The following is a 19392-nucleotide window of genomic DNA, read 5'->3' as shown; positions in this document are numbered from 1 at the left end:
TCGGTAGAGTGGGCTCGGTGGCTGTTCATCCCGGATTTGAACGTTGGCGAGGGACTTGCCCACCCTACGATGCGCGGCAACATCACTTATAATGGCCAGATATTGCACAGACTCCCGTGCCCTACCTATTTTCGTACGACATCCATTATGTCCATCTCCATCAAGACCCCGGAAGAAATCGAAGGCATGCGCCTGGCTGGCCGCCTCGGCGCCGAAGTGCTCGATTACATCACGCCCTTCGTGAAGCCCGGGGTGACTACCGGCGAGCTCGACCGCCTGTGCCACGAATACATGAGCAACGTGCAGGGCACCACCCCTGCGCCGCTGAACTATGCCCCGCCCGGCTACACCCCTTACCCGAAGGCGGTCTGCACCTCGGTCAACGACGTGATCTGCCACGGCATCCCGGGCGACAAGGTGCTCAAGAGCGGCGATGCGCTGAACATCGACGTCACCGTCATCAAGGATGGATTCCACGGCGATAACAGCCGCATGTTCCTGGTCGGCGAGCCGTCGATCCTGGCGCGCCGCCTGTCCGAAGTCACCTACGAGTGCATGTGGCTGGGCATCTCCAAGGTGAAAGCCGGCGCCCACCTGGGCGACATCGGCCACGTGATCCAGCAGCACGCCGAAAAGAACGGCTACAGCGTGGTGCGGGAATTCTGCGGCCACGGCATCGGCCGCGTGTTCCACGAAGAGCCGCAGGTGCTGCACTACGGCCGTCCGGGCACGCTGGAAAAGTTAGAAGCGGGCATGATCTTCACGATCGAGCCGATGATCAACGCCGGCCGCCGCGAGATCAAGGAAATGCCGGACGGCTGGACCATCAAGACCAAGGACCGCAGCCTGTCGGCGCAGTGGGAGCACACCGTGCTGGTCACCGAGACCGGCTTCGAGATCCTGACCCAGTCCGCCGGCACCCCGCCGCCGCCCGCCATCGTGCTGCCGCTGCCGGAACAAAGCGCCGCGGTCGCGGCTTAAGCCAGCCAGGTCATGGGACAGTCTGCCAGCCTCGACAGCTCGCGCACGCACCTGCGCCAGCGGCTCAAGGCCGAGCGGCAGGTCCTGATCGACGCCTTTCACCAGGACGGCAAGCCCGAAAAGCTGCTGCGCGGCCTGCGCACCTGCGTCGACGGGGTGCTGCTTGATGCCTGGCTCGCCGCCGGCCTGCCTGCCAGTACGGCGCTGGTAGGCGTCGGCGGCTACGGGCGCGGCGAGTTGTTCCCCTATTCCGACGTCGACCTCCTGATTTTGCTCGGCCAGCCGGCCGACGCGATCACCCAGGCCAGGCTCGAGTCGCTGGTACAGCTGTTCTGGGACCTGGGCCTGGAGATCGGCCACAGCATCCGCACGATCGACGAATGCCTGGTGGAGTCGGCCGCCGACATCACCGTGCAAACCAGTTTGCTCGAAGCGCGCCTGGTCACCGGCGACGCGGCCCTGTTCGCGGAACTGCAGCGGCGCTACCGCGAAGCGATGGACCCGCAAGCCTTCTTCCGCGCCAAGACCGCCGAGATGCGCCTGCGCCATGCCAAGTACGAGTACACCGCCTTTTCGCTCGAACCCAATGTAAAGGAAAGCCCGGGAGCGCTGCGCGACCTGCAGGTGATCCTGTGGGTGGCCAAGGCCGCGCGCCTGGCCGAATCCTGGAGCCAGCTCGCGCGCGGCAAGTTCATCACGCGCACCGAGGCGCGCCAGCTGATGGAGAAGGAATACGCATTCAAGGACATTCGCGTGCGCCTGCACCTGCAGACGGGCCGCCGCGAAGACCGCCTGGTGTTCGACGTGCAGACCCCGATCGCCAAGACCTTTGGGCTGGAAAACATTGAGGGCCGGCGCGCCAGCGAATTCCTCATGCAGCGCTACTATTGGGCCGCCAAGACGGTTACCCAACTCAATACCATCCTGCTGCAGAACATCGAAGCCCAGCTGTTCCCGCGCCCGTCCACGGCCGCACCGCTCAACGCCTATTTCAACGAAGTCAACGGCTTCATCGACATCGCCGCGGGCGACATCTTCGAGCGCCATCCGCCCGCGGTGCTGGGTATTTTCGTGGCGATGACCGAGCGCCCCGACATCAAGGGCATGACCGCGCGCACCATCCGCGCGCTCTGGCACGCCCGCAACTGCATCGACGACGCCTTTCGCGCCGACCCGTTCAACAAGGCCCAGTTCCTGCGCATCCTGCAGGCGCCGAGCGGCCTGGTACACGCGCTGCGCCGCATGAACGACATGGGCGTGCTGGGGCGCTACCTGCCGGCCTTCCGCAGCATCATCGGCCAGATGCAGCACGACCTGTTCCACGTCTATACCGTGGACCAGCACATCATGATGGTGGTGCGCAACCTGCGCCGATTCACGATGCCCGAGCATGCACACGAATACCCGTTCTGCAGCCAGCTGATCGCCAATTTCCGCGACCGCTGGCTGCTGTACGTGGCCGCCCTCTTCCACGACATCGCCAAGGGCCGCGGCGGCGACCATTCCGAACTCGGGATGCAGGATGCAGAAGACTTCTGCCGCAGCCACGGCCTCTCGCAAGCCGATACCGAACTGGTGGTCTTTCTGGTCCAGCAGCACCTGACCATGTCGACGGTGGCGCAGAAGCAGGACCTGTCCGACCCCGACGTCATCGCTGCCTTCGCAGCCCTGGTCAAGGACGAGCGCCACTTGAGCGCGCTCTACCTGCTGACCGTGGCCGACATCCGCGGCACCAGTCCCAAGGTGTGGAACGCCTGGAAGGCCAAGCTGCTGGAAGACCTGTACAAGACCACGCTGCGCGTGCTGGGCGGCGAGCCGCACAGCGCCGACCGCGAACTGCGCGTTCGCCAGAAGGAAGCCCTGGCCACGCTGCGCCTGTTCGGCCTGCCGGCCGACGCGCACGAAGCGCTATGGCAGCAGCTCGACGTCGCCTATTTCCTGCGCCACGACGCCTCCGACATCGCCTGGCAGACGCGCGCACTTCACGAAAAAGTCGATAGCGACCGCCCGGTGGTGCGGGTGCGACTGGCGCCGATCGGCGAAGGCCTGCAGGTGGCCGTGTACATCAAGGACCAGCCGGACCTGTTCGCGCGCATCTGCAGCTATTTCGACCGCAAGAATTTCTCCATCCTGGACGCCAAGATCCACACCACGCGCCACGGCTATGCGCTCGATACCTTCATGGTGACCGAGGAAAACTTCGCCGGCAGCTACCGCGATATCATCAGCCTGATCGAGCACGAGCTGTGCGCCCTGCTGCTCTCGCAAGACCCGCTGCCGCCGTTCAGCCGCGGGCGCCTGTCGCGCCTGTCGCGCACCTTCCCGATCACGCCGACCGTCGACCTGCGCCCGGACGAGCGCGGCCAGTTCTACGTGCTGTCGGTGGCCGCCAACGACCGCACCGGCCTGCTGTACTCAATCGCCAGCGTGCTGGCGCGCTACCGCATCAATCTGCACACGGCGAAGATCCTGACCCTGGGCGAGCGCGTCGAAGACGTGTTCCTCGTCGACGGCCCGGCCCTGAACAACCCGCGCGTGCAGGTGCAGCTCGAGACCGAGCTGCTCGATGCGCTGAAAATCTAGTGCCCGCACTGCCCCCCTTTTTTTACTTCACCTTTTTACTGTTTCCCGATGACTGAACCGCTCCGCCTCTCCAAACGTATGTCCGAACTCGGCCTGTGCTCGCGCCGCGAAGCCGATGAATGGATCGCCCGTGGCTGGGTGCGCGTGGATGGACAGGTCGTCTCGGAACTGGGCAGCAAGGTGCTGCCGAGCCAGCGCATCACCGTCGAGCGCCAGGCGGCGGCCGAGCAATCGAAGCGCGTGACCATCCTGATCAACAAACCGATGGGCTATGTGAGCGGCCAGGCCGAAGACGGCTACACGCCGGCGGTGGCCCTGATCAAACCCGAGAACCGCTGGCCGGACGATCCATCGAAGGAGACCTTCCACCCGACCCAGCTGCGCAGCCTGGTGCCGGCCGGACGGCTGGACATCGATTCCGTGGGCCTCCTGGTGCTGACCCAGGACGGCCGCATCGCCAAGCAGCTGATCGGCGAAACCACCTCAGTGGAGAAGGAATACCTGGTGCGGGTGCAGTACACCAAGCCGGGCAAGCTGCCGGACACCGACCTCAAGAAACTGTGCTTCGGCCTGTGGATGGACGGTAAACCCCTGCTGCCGGCCAAGGTGCGCTGGCAGAACGACGACCAGCTCAGCTTCACCCTGAAGGAAGGCAAGAAGCGCCAGATCCGCCGCATGTGCGACATGGTCGGGCTCAAGGTTGTGGGGCTGAAGCGCGTGCGGATCGGCAAGGTGAAACTCGGCGACCTGCCGGTTGGGCAGTGGCGCTACCTGCTGCCTGAAGAGCAGTTTTAACCCGGCAACCGATCGCTGCGCCGGACGTCGACGCAACGCCGCGGCGCCGCGATCGAGCGGTGCATCAGGTAGCGCGTTCCCGGCAGGTAGAGCGCCCCGGCAAACGCCAGGTCGCGCCACCAGCCGCTGCCGTCCAACTGGAAGCACGGCGTCAGGGCACGGCTCAGCGCCTGGTAGGCGCGCACCGTCCGCATGCGGCCGGCGCCATACCGCTGCAATCCCACCAGAGGGCCAAGCTGCGCCACGTTCGTGGCCAGCGCCAGCGCATCCTGCACCGCCAGTGTGCTCCCCATGCCCAGTTGCGGGCTCATGGCATGCGCCGCGTCGCCGACGATGGCGATCGGGCCAGCGGCCAGGCGCTTTGGGCGTGCGTGGCAATACGCGGCAAAGGCAAACTGCTCGTGCGAATGGATGCGATCGACCAGCGGCCTTGACTCCGGCCAGAGCGCCAGCAGCTCGCGCTTGAAGTCCTCGATGGGAGCCGCGCGCCATGCGGCGACCTGGTCGCGGTGCAGGCTCCAGAAAAAGGAAACGCGCAAGGCGTCCGGCAGGCGCTCGGTCGGCATGATGCCGAACATGCGGCGCGTGCCGCCGTAGCGTTGCAGGAGTTCGGTGGGTGCGTGCCATTCCGGCAGGTCGACCAAGGACCACAGGGCGCCCCAGGCATACGGGGTCGCGGCCGTCGCCAGGCCACAGTGCGCGGGCAAGCTGGAAGTCGCGCCGTTGGCGATGACGACGATGTCGAAGGCGCGCGCCGCGCCATCCACTTCGATGGTGCCGCGTTCTCTCTCGGCCCGGATGCCGGCGACGTCCGCTCCGAAATGCAGGCCGGCGCCCAGGCGCAGGCATTCCTGCTGCAGGACCCTGCCCAGCGCCGAACGGCTCACGGCGCGCGCCTCCTGGCCCCGGTAGGCGACGTCCACCAGCTTCCAGCCGCGGTGACTCAGCCCCACCAGCCGCTCGATCGGCACGCTGGCCGCGTCGAAGGCTTGCGCCACACCCAGGTCTTCGAGTGCAGCCACGCCCTGCGGCTGGATCAATACGCCCGCGCCGAGCGTGGCCAGGGACGGATGCTTTTCGAAGACCTGCACTTCATGGCCGTCACGGGCCAGGGCAATGGCCGTGGCAAGGCCCGCCGTGCCGGCGCCCACGATGCCGACGCTGCAGCTCTTGAGGTTCGATCGGTGCATCCCGTTTCTCCATGCGCGGGCGTCGCGACAGCCGCTTGCCGACACGCGGAATTATAGGTGAGCGGCGCGGCGGGATTGCCGGGAACGGGGCCGCGTGCAAGCGATTATGCGAGCCGCATCCAGGCCAGGGTTCAAGCGCGCTTGCGGTCCGCCAAAAACTTCTGCGCGCGCGGATGCTGCGGATTGGCAAAGAAGTCTTCCGGTGTGGCGCGCTCCAGGACGCGCCCTTCGCTCATGAAAAGAATGCGGCCGGCGACTTCGCGCGCAAAGCCCATCTCGTGGGTGACGCAGACCATCGTCATGCCGCCTTGCGCCAGCAAGCGCATCACCTGCAGCACTTCGCCCACCATTTCCGGATCGAGCGCGCTGGTGGGCTCGTCGAACAGCATGATCGCGGGGCGCATCGCCAGCGCGCGTGCGATCGCCACGCGCTGCTGCTGGCCTCCGGACAGCTCGCTCGGATAGGCATCGCGCTTGTGCGCCAGGCCCACCTGCTCGAGCAGGCTCATTGCATGCTCGCGCGCTTCCCTGGGTGTGGCCCGCTTCAGGTTGACCGGCGCCAGCGTGCAGTTCTCGAGGGCGCTCAAGTGCGGGAACAGGTTGAACTGCTGGAAGACGAAACCGATTCCGGCGCGCAGTGCATTTACATCACTACCCTTGGCATGGATATCGCGGCCGTCGATGGCGATGCTGCCGCCATCGATGTCTTCCAGCCGGTTGAGGGTGCGGATCAGGGTCGACTTGCCCGAGCCGGACGGCCCGCACACGACCACGACCTCGTTTTTCTCCACGCGCTCGCTGATATCCACGAGCGCGTGGTAGTCGCCGTACCATTTGTTGACTTTGTCGAGAACGATCATCGATGGCTTTCTTTTTTACGCGACCTGCGTGTCGACCCGCAGGGCGCGGCCTTGCAGGCGGCGCTCGGCCAGGTACGCCAGGCGGGACAGGCCGAAACAGAGGATGAAATAGGTCAGCGCCAGGATCAGGTAGACCTCGACCGCGTGGGTGAATACCAGGGTGTTGACCTGGGTCGCGATGAAGGACACTTCCGACAGGCCGATGATGTAGCCGAGCGAGGTTGCCTTGATGGTCGAGACCAGCTGGCTGACGATCGACGGCAGGCCGTTGCGCAGGGTTTGCGGCAGCACCACTAAGCGCAGCGCCTGCGGATAGCTCAAGCCCAGCGCGCGGGCGCTTTCCAGCTGGCCTTTGGGCAGCGCGCGCAGCCCGGCCGCGACGATCTCGGCCAGGTAGACGGCATCGAACAGCACCAGCACCATCAGCATGGTGGATGCCTGTCCGGTCTTGACGCCGGTAACGGCCGGCAGGAAGAAGTAGGCCCAGAACACCACCAGCAGCAGCGGCACGGCGCGCACCAGCTGGACCAGCGCGCCCACCGGCCAGCGGATCGCCCGGTGGCGGCTCACGCGCGCCACGCCCAGCACCAGGCCGAGCGGCATCGCCAGCAGCAGCGCCGCGCCGGACAGCAGCACCGTCAGCGTGAGCCCGCCCAGCGGCCCGTCGGGATACTGGCCGACCAGGAAGTAGAGCCAGTAGGTATCGATCAATTCAAGCACAATGTCCTCATGCCGGACGGACCGGATAGCGCCGCTGGAACAGGTGGGCCGCGAAGGAAATCAGCAGCGACACCGTCAGGTAGGCCAGCGTGGCGAACGTAAACGCTTCGACGCTGCGGAAGCTCGCCGTCTCCACGCGCGCGGCCTGGTACATCATCTCGGCCGCGCCGATGACGGTGGCCACGCTGGTGTCCTTCCACAGGTTGACGGTTTGCGACAGGAGCGGCGGCGTGGCGGCGCGCAATGCCTGGGGCAGCAGCACCAGGCGCACCGCGGCCAGGCGTCCGAGGCCGAGCGACCGGGCCGCTTCGAGCTGGCCAGGCGGCACGGCGCGGATGCCGCTGCGAATGTCTTCGGCCATGTGCACGCCGCTGTACAGCGCCAGTGCGATCACCGCGCACACGGCTTCCGGGTTGTGCGCGTACAGGAATTCGCGCGCAGCTTCCGGCAGCAGTTCGGGAAAGGCGAAGTACCAGAACAGCAGGTGCGCCAGCAGCGGCACGTTGCGGATGCCTTCGACGATGGCCGAGCCCAGCAGGCGCAGCGGCGCGAAGGACGCGGTGCGCATCAGCGCCACGAGCGCGCCAAAAGGCAGCGCGAACGCGAAGCTGGCGGCGGTCAGCTGGAGCGACAGGACGAGGCCCTGCACCAGCCAGTCGTGGTACTGGCCGGAGTGCAGGATGGCGGGATCGAAAAAGGGCAAGCCGGTCGTCCGAATCTACAGGTCAGATCTTGTCGGTCTTGAAGGTGAACTGGCGCTTGGCGATGTTGGCGCGCGTGCCTGGGCCATACCATTTATTGAACAGCTGTTCGGCCGCGCCGCTCGCTTCCAGCTCACGCAGCGTCGCGTCAACCGTCGCTTTCAGGCTCTTCTCGCCCTTGCGCAGCCCCATCGCGATCGACTCGATCCCGATGCTGGTCGGCAGGATCGTGAAGCCCTTGGCGGCCTGCCCCAGCTTGCCGTAGTCGGCCAGCAGCGAGGATTCGTCGTTCACGTAGGCGATGCCCTTGCCCTGTCGTAGGGCCTGGAAGGCCTGCTGGGTGTTCTCGAAGGTCACCACCTCGGCACTCGGCACGGCCTTGCGGATATTCGTTTCCTGGGTGCCGCCGCGGACCGTCACCACCTTCTTGCCGGCCAGCTGGGGCAGCGCGGTGACGCCACTGCCGGCCCGCACCATCACCTTCGAGCCGGTAACGAAATGGGTCAGCGCGAAGTCTACCTGCGACTCGCGTTCCCTGTTGTGGGTGAGCGTGGCGGCCAGCACGTCGACGTGGCCTTGCTGCAGCTCCGGGATGCGGCTCGATACCGACATCTGCCTGAATACGGGCTTCACGCCGATCTTTTTCGCCACCGCCGTGGCAAGGTCGATCTCGTAGCCAATCAGTTGGCGGGTCTTTGGCTCGATGAAGCTGTTCGGCTCGTCCGTGCCCAGCACGCCGAACACGATCTCACCCTTTTTCTTGATGTCCGCGAGCTGGTCGGCATGGGCGGCGGTCGCAAGCAGGTTGGCGGACAGGGCGACGGCGCCCAGCAGAAGGTGACGGCGAGAAAATGGACGACGAATGAGCATGTGATTCTCCATACAGCGAAATGGCAATCGGACGAGTATACGGTAAGGCCTGCCTTGCACGAACGATCAATTTGCCATATGAAAATGCCTTCTCGGCTATAAGAGCCTACCCCTGCAACCCGTGCGCCAGCCGTCCCATGCTAAAGTCACAACAAGCTCATGGATTGAACGCGGAGGCACAATGCTGGTTGTCACATACAACGTCAATGGTATCGGCGCCCGCCTGGGCGCCCTGCTGGAATACCTCGAAGAACGCCAGCCGGACGTGCTTTGCCTGCAGGAGCTGAAGGCGCCGCAGGAAAAATTCCCCGAGCAGGCCATCCTCGATGCCGGCTACCATGCGATCTGGCACGGCCAGAAAAGCTGGAACGGCGTCGCCATTCTCACCCGCGAAGGCCCGGCGCAGGAACTGCAGCGCGGCCTGCCGGGCGACCCGCTGGACGAGCAAAGCCGCTACATCGAGGCGGCCTACCAGGGCGTGCTGGTGTGCGGCCTCTACCTGCCGAACGGGAACCCGGCGCCGGGGCCGAAATTCGACTACAAGCTGGGCTGGATGGAGCGCTTGATCACGCGCGGCGAGGAACTGCTCGAAGCGAAGGTGCCGGTGGTGATGTGCGGCGACTTCAACGTGATTCCGACCGATCGCGACGTCTACAAGCCGGAGCGCTGGGTCACCGACGCTTTATTCCGTCCGGAAACGCGCGCCGCCTTCGAGCGCCTGATGTCGCAGGGCTGGCTTGATGCGCTACGCAGCATGTACCCGGACCAGACGATCTATACCTTCTGGGATTACTTCCGCAACGCCTTCGGGCGCGATGCCGGCCTGCGCATCGACCACCTGCTGCTCAGCCCTGCCCTGGCGCCGGCCCTGCGCGCCGCGGGCGTGGACCGCTTCCAGCGCGCCAAGGAAAAGCCGAGCGACCATGCGCCGACCTGGGTCGAGCTGGACCTCGATGCGATCGTGCAGCCGAAGGGCAAGCGCTGACCGCAAGGGCACTGTGCGGTACTATGCGGGTCCATTCATGACCTGCTGCGATCCATGCTCACGCCCGAACAATTCCTTGGCTTCCTCACCGCCGCGGTCCTGATCACCCTCTCGCCCGGCCCGGACAACATGCTGGTGCTGGGCGTGGGCATCGCCAAGGGCCGCGCACGCGGCATGGCCTTCGGCCTGGGCTGCGCGCTGGGCTGCCTGAACCACGCGCTGCTGGCCGTGGTGGGTGTGAGCGCCCTCATCGCGGCCTCCCCCACGGCCTTCACCGCGCTCAAGGTCGCCGGCGGCCTGTACCTGATCTGGATCGGCGTGCAGGCCCTGCGCAGCCGCGGCGGCGCGCAAGTCGCGGCCGGCGTGCCCGACGAATCGGCGCGCCAGCTGTTCTTCAAGGGGCTGCTGGCCAATGCCATCAACCCGAAGGTGGTGCTGTTCTTCCTGTCCTTCCTGCCGCAGTTCGTTGTCGCCTCGCGCGGGGATGCGAACTGGCAGATCGCATGGCTGGGGCTGACCTTCACGCTGCAGGCGGCGGTGCTGTTTGGGCTGCTCGGGTATTTTTCGGGGTCGATCGGGCAGTGGCTGAACCGCACGCCGAGGGCGGGCATGTGGCTGGATCGTGTGGCGGGGGCGATTTTTGTGGGGCTGGGGTTGCGCCTTTTGGTGGCGCGCTGATACGCATCCTTCACCCCGCGCCCGTGATCCGTCGTACCCGCGAAGGCGGGTACCCAGTTCATGCTGGCGATTCGCGAACAAACTTGGGTTCCCGCCTGCGCGGAAGTCGTAGCCGCCAGTGGCGGGTACGACGGTTTTCAGGGTAACGATCCTTGTCGAGCTTCGGTGTATTCGAACCTGACGACTCGAAAGTCCGCCTGTCCTACAGCGTAATCACCACCTTGCTCGCCGGCTGCCTGCGCGCCGCCACCGGCACTTCGAGCAGCTGGTGCTTGCCGTTCCAGACGAATTTCACCGCACGGCCGTCGACCGTGACGGCGCGCGGTTTGGCGAGTACGTTATGCACCTTCAGCGAGAAGCCCCGTTCCTGCGGCGCCTGCGCCTTGCCGGTCTCGGTCTGCAGCGCGATTTCCAGCGTGCCCGCTGCGAACTTGCTGGCGAAGCGCACGATCTCGTACTTGCCCTTCTCGAAGGCGTCGGCGGTCTCGCCATCGTCGTCATACATTTTCCCGCTGCTGCCGGCGACCGTCGCGTCGTGGTAGTAGTGCAGGTCGATACTCCGCGTCGAATAGTCGCGCGTGCTCTGCACCACCCTGGCCATCGGGATGAAGGCGCCGGCGCGGACGAACACCGGGATGTGCGCCTCGACCGGCTTGACCACCTCGAGGATGCCGCCCAGGTGCTTCTCGCCCGTGTGGAAATCGAACCAGACGCTGTCCTTGACCGGGAAGCGCACTTCCTGGCGCGTGGCGCCCGGCTCGGTCACCGGCGAAACCAGGAAGTCGCGGCCCCACAGGTAGGTGGACGACAGCGTGGACGCGTCGTCTTCCTCGAACAGCACCGGGCGCATCAGCGGCGTGCCGGTCTGGTTGTTGTCGAAGGCGAGCGTGTAGTTATACGGCAGCATGGCATAGCGCAGCCACACCGCTTCGCGCGCCAGCACCTTGGTGCGATCGGAACGGAACACCGGTTCAGGCGCCACGTCGTCTTGTGCATGCGGGCGGAACACCGGCTGGAACACGCCGTACTGCAGCCACCGCACATACAACTCGTCGTCCAGCACCGCGTTGGCGAAGCCGCCCAGGTCTGAGTGCATGTAGGCCAGTCCCTGCATGCCCATCTGGAGCGAGATCTCCATCTGCGATTGCAGCCCGCCCCAGCCGCGGTTGACGTCGCCCGACCACGGGATCATGCCGAAGCGCTGCGAGCCCGAATACCCCGCCCGCATCAGGATGAAGGGGCGCTCGTCGGGGAAGTTCTTCTTGTAGCCGTCGAAGATCAGCCGCGCCCAGTCGTGGCCGTAGATGTTGTGCACTTCGTCGGCGCCCTTCTCGGCGTTTGCGCCATGGCGCACCCAGGATGGATGCACTTCCGGCTCGCCCAGGTCGCCCCACCAGCCGGCCACGCCGCCCTCCTTCAGGCCCTTGTAGATGTCCCAGAACCAGTCGCGTCCTTCCGGGCGGTACAGGTCGACGATGCCGGTATTCCCGAAATAGAAATCGTATCTGGCCGGCTGGCCGTCCTTGCCGGTAGCCAGCGCCTTGCGTGCCGCCGCTTCCTGCCAGCGGCTTGAGGTAGTCAGGATAAAGGGCTCGGTGATGACGATGGTCTTCACGCCCTTCTTCTTGAAGTCCGCCATCATCTTCTCGGCGGTCGGGAAGGTGTCGCGGTCCCAGGCCAGATTGCCCATCGTGTCCTTGACGGTCTTACCGAACCAGAACAGGTCGAGCACGATGGCATCCAGCGGGATCTTCTCGTCGATGAACTTGTCGACCACGGCCCGGGTCTGCGCTTCGGTCTTGTAGCCGAAGCGGCTGGCGAAGTTACCGAAGGCCCAGCGCGGCGGCAGCGGCTGGCGCCCTGTCAGGGCGGTGTAGTTCGCCATCACGCCGTCCCAGGTATCGCCGGCGACCACCTGGTAGGTCTTGCGCCCGCCGATTACTTCAAAGCGCAGGGTGCCGTCCTTGCTGCTGTCGAAGTCGAGGAAGCCGGCCTGCGGATTGTCGAAGTGGATCGCATACTTTTTCGACGACAGCGCGACGGGAATCGTGTAGTTCAGCAGCTTCGAGGTCGCGCCGTAGCCGTAATCGGCGCGGTTGTACAGCTGGAAGCGGTTGCCGCGGCGGTTCATGCCCACTGCACGGGCGCCGGCGCCGTACAGCGCCTCACCCTCGTCCAGCGCGAATTCGATGGTCTCGAACTTGGCGCCACGGCTGTAGCCACCCTTTTCCGCCACCAGCGGCTTGCCCTTGTACAGGTAGCTGATCCTGAATGGATTGCGGTCGACGACCACCGTGATGCCCGCGGTGGCGAATTCGATGCGCCGGTCGTCACCCTTGAAAGTCGGGCGCACGTCGACCGGCGCCAGCACCACCGCATGCGAGGACGGGTCGAACCGCTCGCCGTTCGGGATGAAGGTGGTTTCGACCACGTTCGCCGAATACGGCTTGATCAGGTAGCGGCCATCGCCGGTGACCAGCTCCAGCGTATTGTTATTGTGCGACACCTGCTTGAGCTGCCGGTCGGCGTTCTGGGCAAAGGCGAGCGGGCTGGCGAGCAGGCACAGGGCCAGGCGGACGAACGGTGCAGTGGTCATAGATCCCGGTGGTCGAGAGTTGTCAAAAGGGGCAAGCCAGAAGCATGCCAGAATTCCGGCGCGCGAAACAGGGGGCGTGTAACAAAATTACATAACGCTCCGGATGCGCCGGCGATCGCGGTCGGCCGCTGTCAAGATTGCTTCTTCCATGCAGCTCGCGTAGCATCGCGCCGTCGCCGGGCCACCGGCAGAAAAAAACCAGGGACACCAATGAAGAACGACCTTCCGCTGGCGGCAAGCCGGGGCGTGAGCCAGACCCGATCATTCATGACGGTGGCGCTGGTCGAGCTGTGGGAGCGCTTCGGCTATTACGGCATGCAGGCGCTGATCGTGTATTTCATGGTGCAGCGCCTCGGCTTCGAGGACAGCCGCGCCAACCTGGTATGGGGCGCGGCTGCGGCCCTGATCTACGTGGCGCCGGCCATTGGCGGCTGGATCGGCGACCAGGTGCTCGGCACCCGCCGCTGCATGGTCCTCGGCAGCTTGATCCTCACCCTCGGCTATTGCTTGATGGCGGTACCGACCACCAATACCTGGATGACCTTCTCGGCGCTGGGCGTGATCGTGGTCGGCAACGGCCTGTTCAAGCCGAACACCGCCAACCTGGTGCGCAAGATCTACGAAGGCGACGATTCCAAGATGGACAGCGCCTTCACCCTGTACTACATGGCGGTGAACGTCGGTTCGACCTTCTCGATGCTGGCCACGCCCTGGATCAAGGACTACGTCAACGCCACCTATGGCGGCAACCTGGGTTGGCACGTGGCCTTCGCCGTGTGCAGCGTCGGCCTCACCATCGGCCTGCTGACGGTGGGCGTGCTGCGCAAGACCATTGGCCATATCGGCTCGCCGCCGGATGCCCGCCCGCTCGACAGAGCCAAGCTGCTGGCCGTGCTGGCGGGCGGCGTGGTCGCGGTGGCGGCATCGGCCGTCATCCTCGAATACCAGGACCTGGCGCGCGCCTTCGTCTACGTGGCCGGCTTCGTGGTGCTGGGGATTTTCTTCCACCTGATCCGCAGCAGCGCGCCGAGCGAGCGCGCCGGCCTGATCGCCGCGCTGGTGCTCACCCTGCAGACCGTGTTCTTCTTCATCTTCTACCAGCAGATGTCGACCTCGCTGTCGCTGTTCGCGCTGCGTAACGTCGACCTGGAGTTCACGGTACTGGGCAGCCACCTGTGGACCTGGTCGCCGGCGCAGTTCCAGGCGCTCAATGCCATCTGGATCATGGTGCTGAGCCCCGTGCTGGCCCTGATCTACACCCGCGCCGGCAACAGCGGCAAGGACTTGTCGATCGCCGGCAAGTTCGCGCTCGGCTTCGCGGTCGTCGCGGCCGGCTTCTTCACCTACGGCGTGGCGGGCCAGTTCGCGACGAACGGCCTGACTTCGTCCTGGATCATGATCGCCGGTTACGGGCTGTATTCGCTGGGCGAGCTCCTGGTCAGCGGCCTCGGACTGGCGATGATCGCGCGCTACGTGCCGGCCCGCATGGGCGGCTTCATGATGGGCGCCTACTATGTCGGCGTCGGCATCTCGCAATACCTGGGCGGCGTCGTGGCCAACATCGCCAGTGTCCCGCGCGACATGGTCGACCCGCTGCAGACGCTGCCGGTGTACACGAATCTGTTCAACAAGCTGGGGGTTGCGGCGATCGTCTGCACGCTGATTGCGCTGGCGGCGCTGCCGCTGATGCGCAGGCTCACCGCGACGCATCATTCGCATCAGTAATTTGATACACCCGCGTTACCTTGCCCATGCGTCCAGCCACCGATGAACAGCCAGGTCGCGCGTATTCGAACGTGATTTGAACGCGTGGGCAGAATCTGCCCACGCTACGGTAAGATGGCAGATCAGATTTTTCGGATGCCAGCATGTCAGTCACCCCTACTCCCCACGCCCTCCAGGTCGCGCAGCGCGTACACGCCATCGAACCCTTCCGCGTCATGGAAATGGTCAAGGCGGCCAATGAGATGAAGCGCAGCGGCATCGACGTCATCAGCATGAGCGTCGGCGAGCCCGATTTCACCGCGCCCGAGATCGTGGCGCAGGCCGCAATTGGCGCCCTCCGCGGCGGCATGACCCAGTACACCGACTCGCTCGGCCTGCGCGAGCTTCGCGAGGCGATCTCCGGCCACTATGCCGCCGTGCACGGCCTGGACATCGATCCGCGCCGCATCGTCGTCACGGCCGGGGCCTCGGCCGGGCTGCTGCTGGCCTGCGCCGCGCTGGTGGCCGAGGGCGACGAAGTGCTGATGCCCGACCCCTGCTATCCCTGCAACCGCCATTTCGTGTCCAGCTTCGGCGGCAAGCCGGTGCTCATTCCCGCGTCCAGCGAGGACCGCTACCAGCTCAGCGCCACGCACATCGACGACCACTGGAGCGCGCGCAGCCGCGGCGTGCTGGTCGCCTCGCCCTCGAACCCGACCGGCACTTCGATGACGCCGGAGCAGCTGCGCGACATGCTCGCCGCCGTGCGCCGCCACGGGGGATTCGCGATCATCGACGAGATCTACCAGGGCTTGACCTACGACCACCAGCCCGTGAGCGCGCTGGCGCTCGACAGTGAGATCATCACCGTCAACAGCTTCTCGAAATACTTCAGCATGACCGGCTGGCGCCTGGGCTGGCTGGTGGTGCCGGACGCGCTGGTGCCTACTTTTGAGAAGCTGGCGCAGAACCTGTTCATCTGCGCCCCGACCGTGGCCCAGCAGGCAGCCCTGGCCTGCTTCACCCCGGAGGCGCTGGGCATCTATGAAGAACGCCGCCGCGAATTCCAGCGCCGCCGCGATTACCTGGTGCCGGCCCTGCGCGAACTCGGCTTCCAGGTGCCCGTGATGCCGGACGGCGCCTTCTATGTGTATGCGGACATCAGCGCGCTGCAGCACGGCCACAAGGACGACAGCACGGCCTTTGCCTGGTCGCTGCTGCGCGAGGCGCACGTGGCGATCGTGCCGGGCGACGATTTCGGGTTTGCGGCGCCAAGCCGGCACGTACGGTTTTCGTACGCCACGCGGCTCGAGCGCATTGAGGAAGCGGTAGCGCGCATCGCGCGCGTACTGAAATAAGGCTGATGGAGAGGCGGCTCAGCTGCCCTGCCGGGCTTCGCGCACCTGGCGCGCCTCGGCCACCAGTTCGAGCAGCGCGTCCGGCGCGGCGGGCTTGACCAGGTAGCGGTTGAAACCCGCTTCGATCGCGCGGTCGCGGTCTTCGCACTGGCCATAGCCCGACAGCGCGATCGCGAAGGGCTGGTCGCCGTGCAGGGTGCTGCGCAGCTGCTCCATCACTTCGAGCCCGTCGATGCCCGGCAGGCCGATGTCGCAGATGACGATGTCGTAAGGGCGCGCCTGTGCGGCAGCCAGTCCGGCATGGCCGTCATAAGCGGCCATCACCTCGTGGCCGGCCAGTTCGAGCAGCGCGCGCAGGGTGTCGCAGGCGTCCACATTGTCTTCGATGAGCAGGATGCGGCAGGCGTCTTCGGCTGCGCTCGGTCCGGCCGGCACATCGAGTGCGGGGGCGTCGGCGCAGGACAGCGGCAGGCGCACCGTGAAAGTGCTGCCCTGTCCTTCGCCGGGGCTGGCGGCGGCCACCGTCCCGCCATGCATGCTGACCAGGTTGCGCACCACGTTCAGGCCGATGCCGAGGCCGCCTTCGGAGCGCGCCAGCGAGCGCGGGCCCTGGATGAACAGGTCGAAAATTTGCGGCAGCATCTCGGCCGAGATGCCGGTGCCGTTGTCGCCCACTTCGACCACGACCTCGTCGCCGGCACGCCGGGCGCGCAGCACGATGCTCCCGCCGTTGCCGGTGTATTTCGAGGCATTGCCGAGCAGGTTGGCAAACACCTGGGTCAGGCGCACCGGGTCGCCTTCGATGGCCAGCGGCGCCTCGGGCAGCTCGACCTCGAGCTGCTGGCTGCGTTCGCGGATGCGCGGCGCAACCGTTTCGACTGCCTGGTCGAGCGCCGCGGAAAGCAGAAGCGGGCGCACCGCCAGCGTGATCTTGCCGCTGCTGATGCGGGCGGCGTCGAGCAGGTCGTCGAGCAGGCGCGCCATGTGGTCGACCTGGCGCCGCACCACGCCGGCCACGTGCCCCAGCTGGCTCGTCGAGCCGGAGGCGCCAATGCTCTGCAGCAGGCTGGCCGACATGGAGAGCGGCGCCAGCGGGTTGCGCAGTTCGTGCGCCAGCATGGCGAGGAATTCGGTCTGGCGGCGGTTGGTGGCTTCGGCCAGCTCGCGCAGCGACTGCGCGCTGACGGTGGCCATCACCAGGTTTTCGTTGGCTTCACGCAGCTGCGCGATCTGGTCCTCGAGGCGATCGCGTTCACGTACCAAAACGCGGGCATGCGAGAGCTCGGCCTCGAGCACCGCGATGCGATGATGCAGGTCCTGCTCGCGCAGCAGGCCGCCAAGGCTGGGTTCCTCGCCCATCAGGGAGCGTTGTTCAGAGCCGGCGTTCGATTCATCGTACGTTCCCATGACGTGAGCTTACTGGCCCGAATTCGTGTGGTCGGCGCGTCCGAACAGTATCCCATTGACCGGGGCCGCGATCGGATCGATATCGATCCCGTCGTTGGTGATGCGGTATTCGCGCAGGTCCGGACTATGGCTGCTGCCGCGTACCTTGACCACTGCCATGTAGCGGCGTACCTGGCCGTCCACCTCGGCATAGCGCATCGCCACGATGGCGTCCGTGATATAGGCCATGTCGGCGCGCGCGAAATTCATGTTGAGTGCGCGCTCGTCCAGCCCGATGGTGAGCAGTACGCTCACGCCGCGCTTGGCCAGGCTGCTCAGCATGCGGAACACCCCTTCGCGCAGGTTGCGGGTGCATTCCGGCGCCAGGTACAGCGGCAGTTCGGACAGCGAATCGATCACGACGCGGCGCGCGCCGGTGCGGTCGATGGCGGCCAGCAGTTCGTCTTCCAGCTCTTCCATCGTCAGGTCGATCAGGCGGCTCTCGAACACCGTGACCTGGCCTGCGCGGATCAACGCGGCCATTTCGGCATTACGCAGGCGCGCCGTGCCCTTTTCGAAGGACATCACGACACCGGCTTCGCCCCTGGCGACGCCAGCCTGGAGGAAGCGCGTGCCCATGATGGTCTTGCCGCAGCCGGTCGGCCCGATCGCCAGCAGCGAATGCCCCTGAGGCAGGCCGCCATGCAGCAGGTCGTCCAGGCCCGGGGTACCGGTCGGGATCCGCTTCGGATCGGTATCGACCGGCGCGCCTTCGTGCAGGTCGGCCGCCAGCGGCGGCAGCATGCGCGGGTAGATGCGCAAGCCGTTCGAGGTGATCCGGAAGGTGTGCGAGCCGCCCATGTGGGCCTGGCCGCGCATCTTGACGACACGGATCTTGCGCACCACGGCGTCGCCTTCCTGCTGCTGGCTCAGCGCCACCATGCCGTCGGCCACCGTCATGATCGGGTTGGCCTCGACTTCGTTCTGCTGGTATTCGCCGATCAGGAAGGTGGTCGCCATCCAGCTCGTCATGCGCGTGCCGAGCTCCTGCACGAAATACTGCAGGTCGCTGGTGCCTTCGTTGCCTGCGCGGCCGGTCTGGATCACGGAACGGAAGGAATCGACGAATACCAGGCTCGGGGCGAACTCCTCGACCTCTTTGGTGATGCGCTCGAGCACGCCGTTGAAGTCGCCCGCGCGCAGGTCGGCCGTGAGGTTGACGTAGCGGATCGACGTGCCGACCTTGGCCATGTCGAAAAAGGAATATTGCTGCTGGTAGCGCAGCATCTTCAGCGGCGGCTCGCCCAGCACGGTGAAGAACAACGCGCGCCGGCTCGGGCCGGCCAGCGCGAACATGATCTGGTGCGCCATCGTCGTCTTGCCGCAGCCGGGAGTTCCGCTAATCAGGTTGAACGAAAATTCGTTCAAGCCGCCGCCCAGGAGAACATCCAGCCCCGGTACGCCCGTTGCCAATTTCCCCAAGGTCACTTTATCGGTCATTTATTTCTGCTCCTGTACATTCGTCGGCTCGTCAGCACTGGCCGTCGCTGACGCAAGCAGGCGCTGGGTAAGCGCCTCTCCGATGAGCGTTGCGAGTAGTTGGGTGAAGGTCTGCAGCAAGGTGTTGTTGGCGGAGGCGGCTCGGCCCGCCTCGACCGTAGCCAGGCGTTCGGCCAGCAGGGCGAAGAGCTGCTCGGGCGACCTGCAGGGCTGTTGCGGGGCAAGCCAGGCATGTTCGGGACCGACCATGTGGACGGCGCGCCCGAACAGGGCGCAAAAGCCGCTCTCGCCGATCAGCGGACAAAGCTGCAGTGCGATGCGCCGCCAGGGCTGCAATAGTTCGTTGTTCCCTGGGGCCATGTCAAGCGCGCCCGTACTGGTGGTCATGTCGTCGTCGAGGAACAATGAATACGGATGGTGAGTGCCGCTGCCTGTCGCTTCGCGCCCGGCCAATGGCACGGATGGCCGCGAAGGCAGGCCGGTCC

General features: G+C 65.8%; 16 protein-coding genes. 7 read left to right on the top strand and 9 right to left on the bottom strand.

Annotation, left to right across the window (positions count from 1 at the left end; all coding sequences use genetic code 11):
* The first annotated feature begins 147 nt into the window (after positions 1–147).
* From map to AC56K1_RS03105, 3 genes are read left to right on the top strand one after another with little or no spacing between them, the layout of a single operon-like run.
* Entirely contained in the window at positions 148–981 is an 834-nt protein-coding gene (map, locus tag AC56K1_RS03115; protein ID WP_497156367.1) for a type I methionyl aminopeptidase, read from the top strand.
* Between the two features lie 12 nt (positions 982–993).
* Positions 994–3564: a [protein-PII] uridylyltransferase gene (locus AC56K1_RS03110; protein WP_497156366.1), complete on the top strand. Its 2571-nt coding sequence runs from the start codon at positions 994–996 to the stop codon at positions 3562–3564.
* 48 nt (positions 3565–3612) lie between these two features.
* Positions 3613–4359 carry a pseudouridine synthase gene (locus AC56K1_RS03105; RefSeq protein ID WP_497156365.1) on the top strand — a complete coding sequence of 249 codons (747 nt, stop codon included), beginning with the start codon at positions 3613–3615 and terminating at the stop codon, positions 4357–4359.
* On the opposite strand, the gene AC56K1_RS03100 is transcribed toward AC56K1_RS03105, so the two are convergent.
* The 5 genes from AC56K1_RS03100 to AC56K1_RS03080 form a co-directional block, all read right to left on the bottom strand.
* On the bottom strand, positions 4356–5549 hold the full coding sequence (locus AC56K1_RS03100; RefSeq protein ID WP_497156364.1) for an FAD-dependent oxidoreductase: 1194 nt from the start codon (positions 5547–5549) through the stop codon (positions 4356–4358). The two genes, AC56K1_RS03105 and AC56K1_RS03100, sit on opposite strands and share 4 nt — an antisense overlap.
* Before the next feature lie 131 nt (positions 5550–5680).
* Positions 5681–6409 carry an amino acid ABC transporter ATP-binding protein gene (locus AC56K1_RS03095; RefSeq protein ID WP_497156363.1) on the bottom strand — a complete coding sequence of 243 codons (729 nt, stop codon included), beginning with the start codon at positions 6407–6409 and terminating at the stop codon, positions 5681–5683.
* A 15-nt stretch (positions 6410–6424) separates the two neighbouring features.
* A complete protein-coding gene (locus AC56K1_RS03090; RefSeq protein ID WP_497156362.1) occupies positions 6425–7129 on the bottom strand; it encodes an amino acid ABC transporter permease in 705 nt (234 codons plus the stop codon).
* Positions 7130–7136: 7 nt separating this feature from the next.
* Positions 7137–7832 (bottom strand): amino acid ABC transporter permease, encoded by a 696-nt coding sequence (locus AC56K1_RS03085; RefSeq protein WP_497156361.1) that lies wholly within the window; start codon positions 7830–7832, stop codon positions 7137–7139.
* Between the two features lie 22 nt (positions 7833–7854).
* The gene (locus tag AC56K1_RS03080) at positions 7855–8700 is read right to left on the bottom strand and encodes an ABC transporter substrate-binding protein (protein WP_497156360.1); all 846 of its coding nucleotides are present in this window, start codon (positions 8698–8700) and stop codon (positions 7855–7857) included.
* 181 nt (positions 8701–8881) lie between these two features.
* Between AC56K1_RS03080 and xth the strand changes: the two genes are divergently transcribed.
* Together xth and AC56K1_RS03070 are read left to right on the top strand one after the other, a co-directional pair.
* On the top strand, positions 8882–9685 hold the full coding sequence (gene xth / locus AC56K1_RS03075; protein ID WP_497156359.1) for an exodeoxyribonuclease III: 804 nt from the start codon (positions 8882–8884) through the stop codon (positions 9683–9685).
* Between the two features lie 54 nt (positions 9686–9739).
* The gene (locus AC56K1_RS03070) at positions 9740–10363 is read left to right on the top strand and encodes a LysE family translocator (RefSeq protein ID WP_497156358.1); all 624 of its coding nucleotides are present in this window, start codon (positions 9740–9742) and stop codon (positions 10361–10363) included.
* A 202-nt stretch (positions 10364–10565) separates the two neighbouring features.
* On the opposite strand, the gene AC56K1_RS03065 is transcribed toward AC56K1_RS03070, so the two are convergent.
* Positions 10566–12959, bottom strand: a complete 2394-nt coding sequence (locus AC56K1_RS03065; RefSeq protein WP_497156357.1) for a TIM-barrel domain-containing protein — start codon at positions 12957–12959, stop codon at positions 10566–10568.
* A 210-nt stretch (positions 12960–13169) separates the two neighbouring features.
* Here AC56K1_RS03065 and AC56K1_RS03060 point away from each other — a divergent pair, with 210 nt between their 5' ends.
* Together AC56K1_RS03060 and AC56K1_RS03055 are read left to right on the top strand one after the other, a co-directional pair.
* Complete coding sequence (locus AC56K1_RS03060; protein ID WP_497156356.1) at positions 13170–14684, top strand: peptide MFS transporter; 1515 nt, start codon at positions 13170–13172, stop codon at positions 14682–14684.
* Between the two features lie 143 nt (positions 14685–14827).
* Positions 14828–16021: a pyridoxal phosphate-dependent aminotransferase gene (locus AC56K1_RS03055; RefSeq protein ID WP_497156355.1), complete on the top strand. Its 1194-nt coding sequence runs from the start codon at positions 14828–14830 to the stop codon at positions 16019–16021.
* 18 nt (positions 16022–16039) lie between these two features.
* Here AC56K1_RS03055 and AC56K1_RS03050 read toward each other — a convergent pair whose 3' ends face one another.
* Genes AC56K1_RS03050 through AC56K1_RS03040 form a run of 3 tightly spaced genes read right to left on the bottom strand, consistent with a single transcriptional unit; the run spans position 16040 to position 19294 of the window.
* Positions 16040–17428 (bottom strand): hybrid sensor histidine kinase/response regulator, encoded by a 1389-nt coding sequence (locus tag AC56K1_RS03050; protein ID WP_497156354.1) that lies wholly within the window; start codon positions 17426–17428, stop codon positions 16040–16042.
* A 9-nt stretch (positions 17429–17437) separates the two neighbouring features.
* Complete coding sequence (locus AC56K1_RS03045) at positions 17438–18907, bottom strand: ATPase domain-containing protein (RefSeq protein WP_497156353.1); 1470 nt, start codon at positions 18905–18907, stop codon at positions 17438–17440.
* Positions 18908–19294: a hypothetical protein gene (locus AC56K1_RS03040; protein WP_497156352.1), complete on the bottom strand. Its 387-nt coding sequence runs from the start codon at positions 19292–19294 to the stop codon at positions 18908–18910. It abuts the gene before it with no gap.
* Positions 19295–19392 lie beyond the last annotated feature (98 nt).

It is taken from the genome of Telluria sp. ZB4P37 (genome assembly GCF_059685855.1).
The sequence above is the reverse complement of the archived record's forward strand: the minus strand, read 5'-3'. Positions and strand labels throughout refer to the sequence as shown.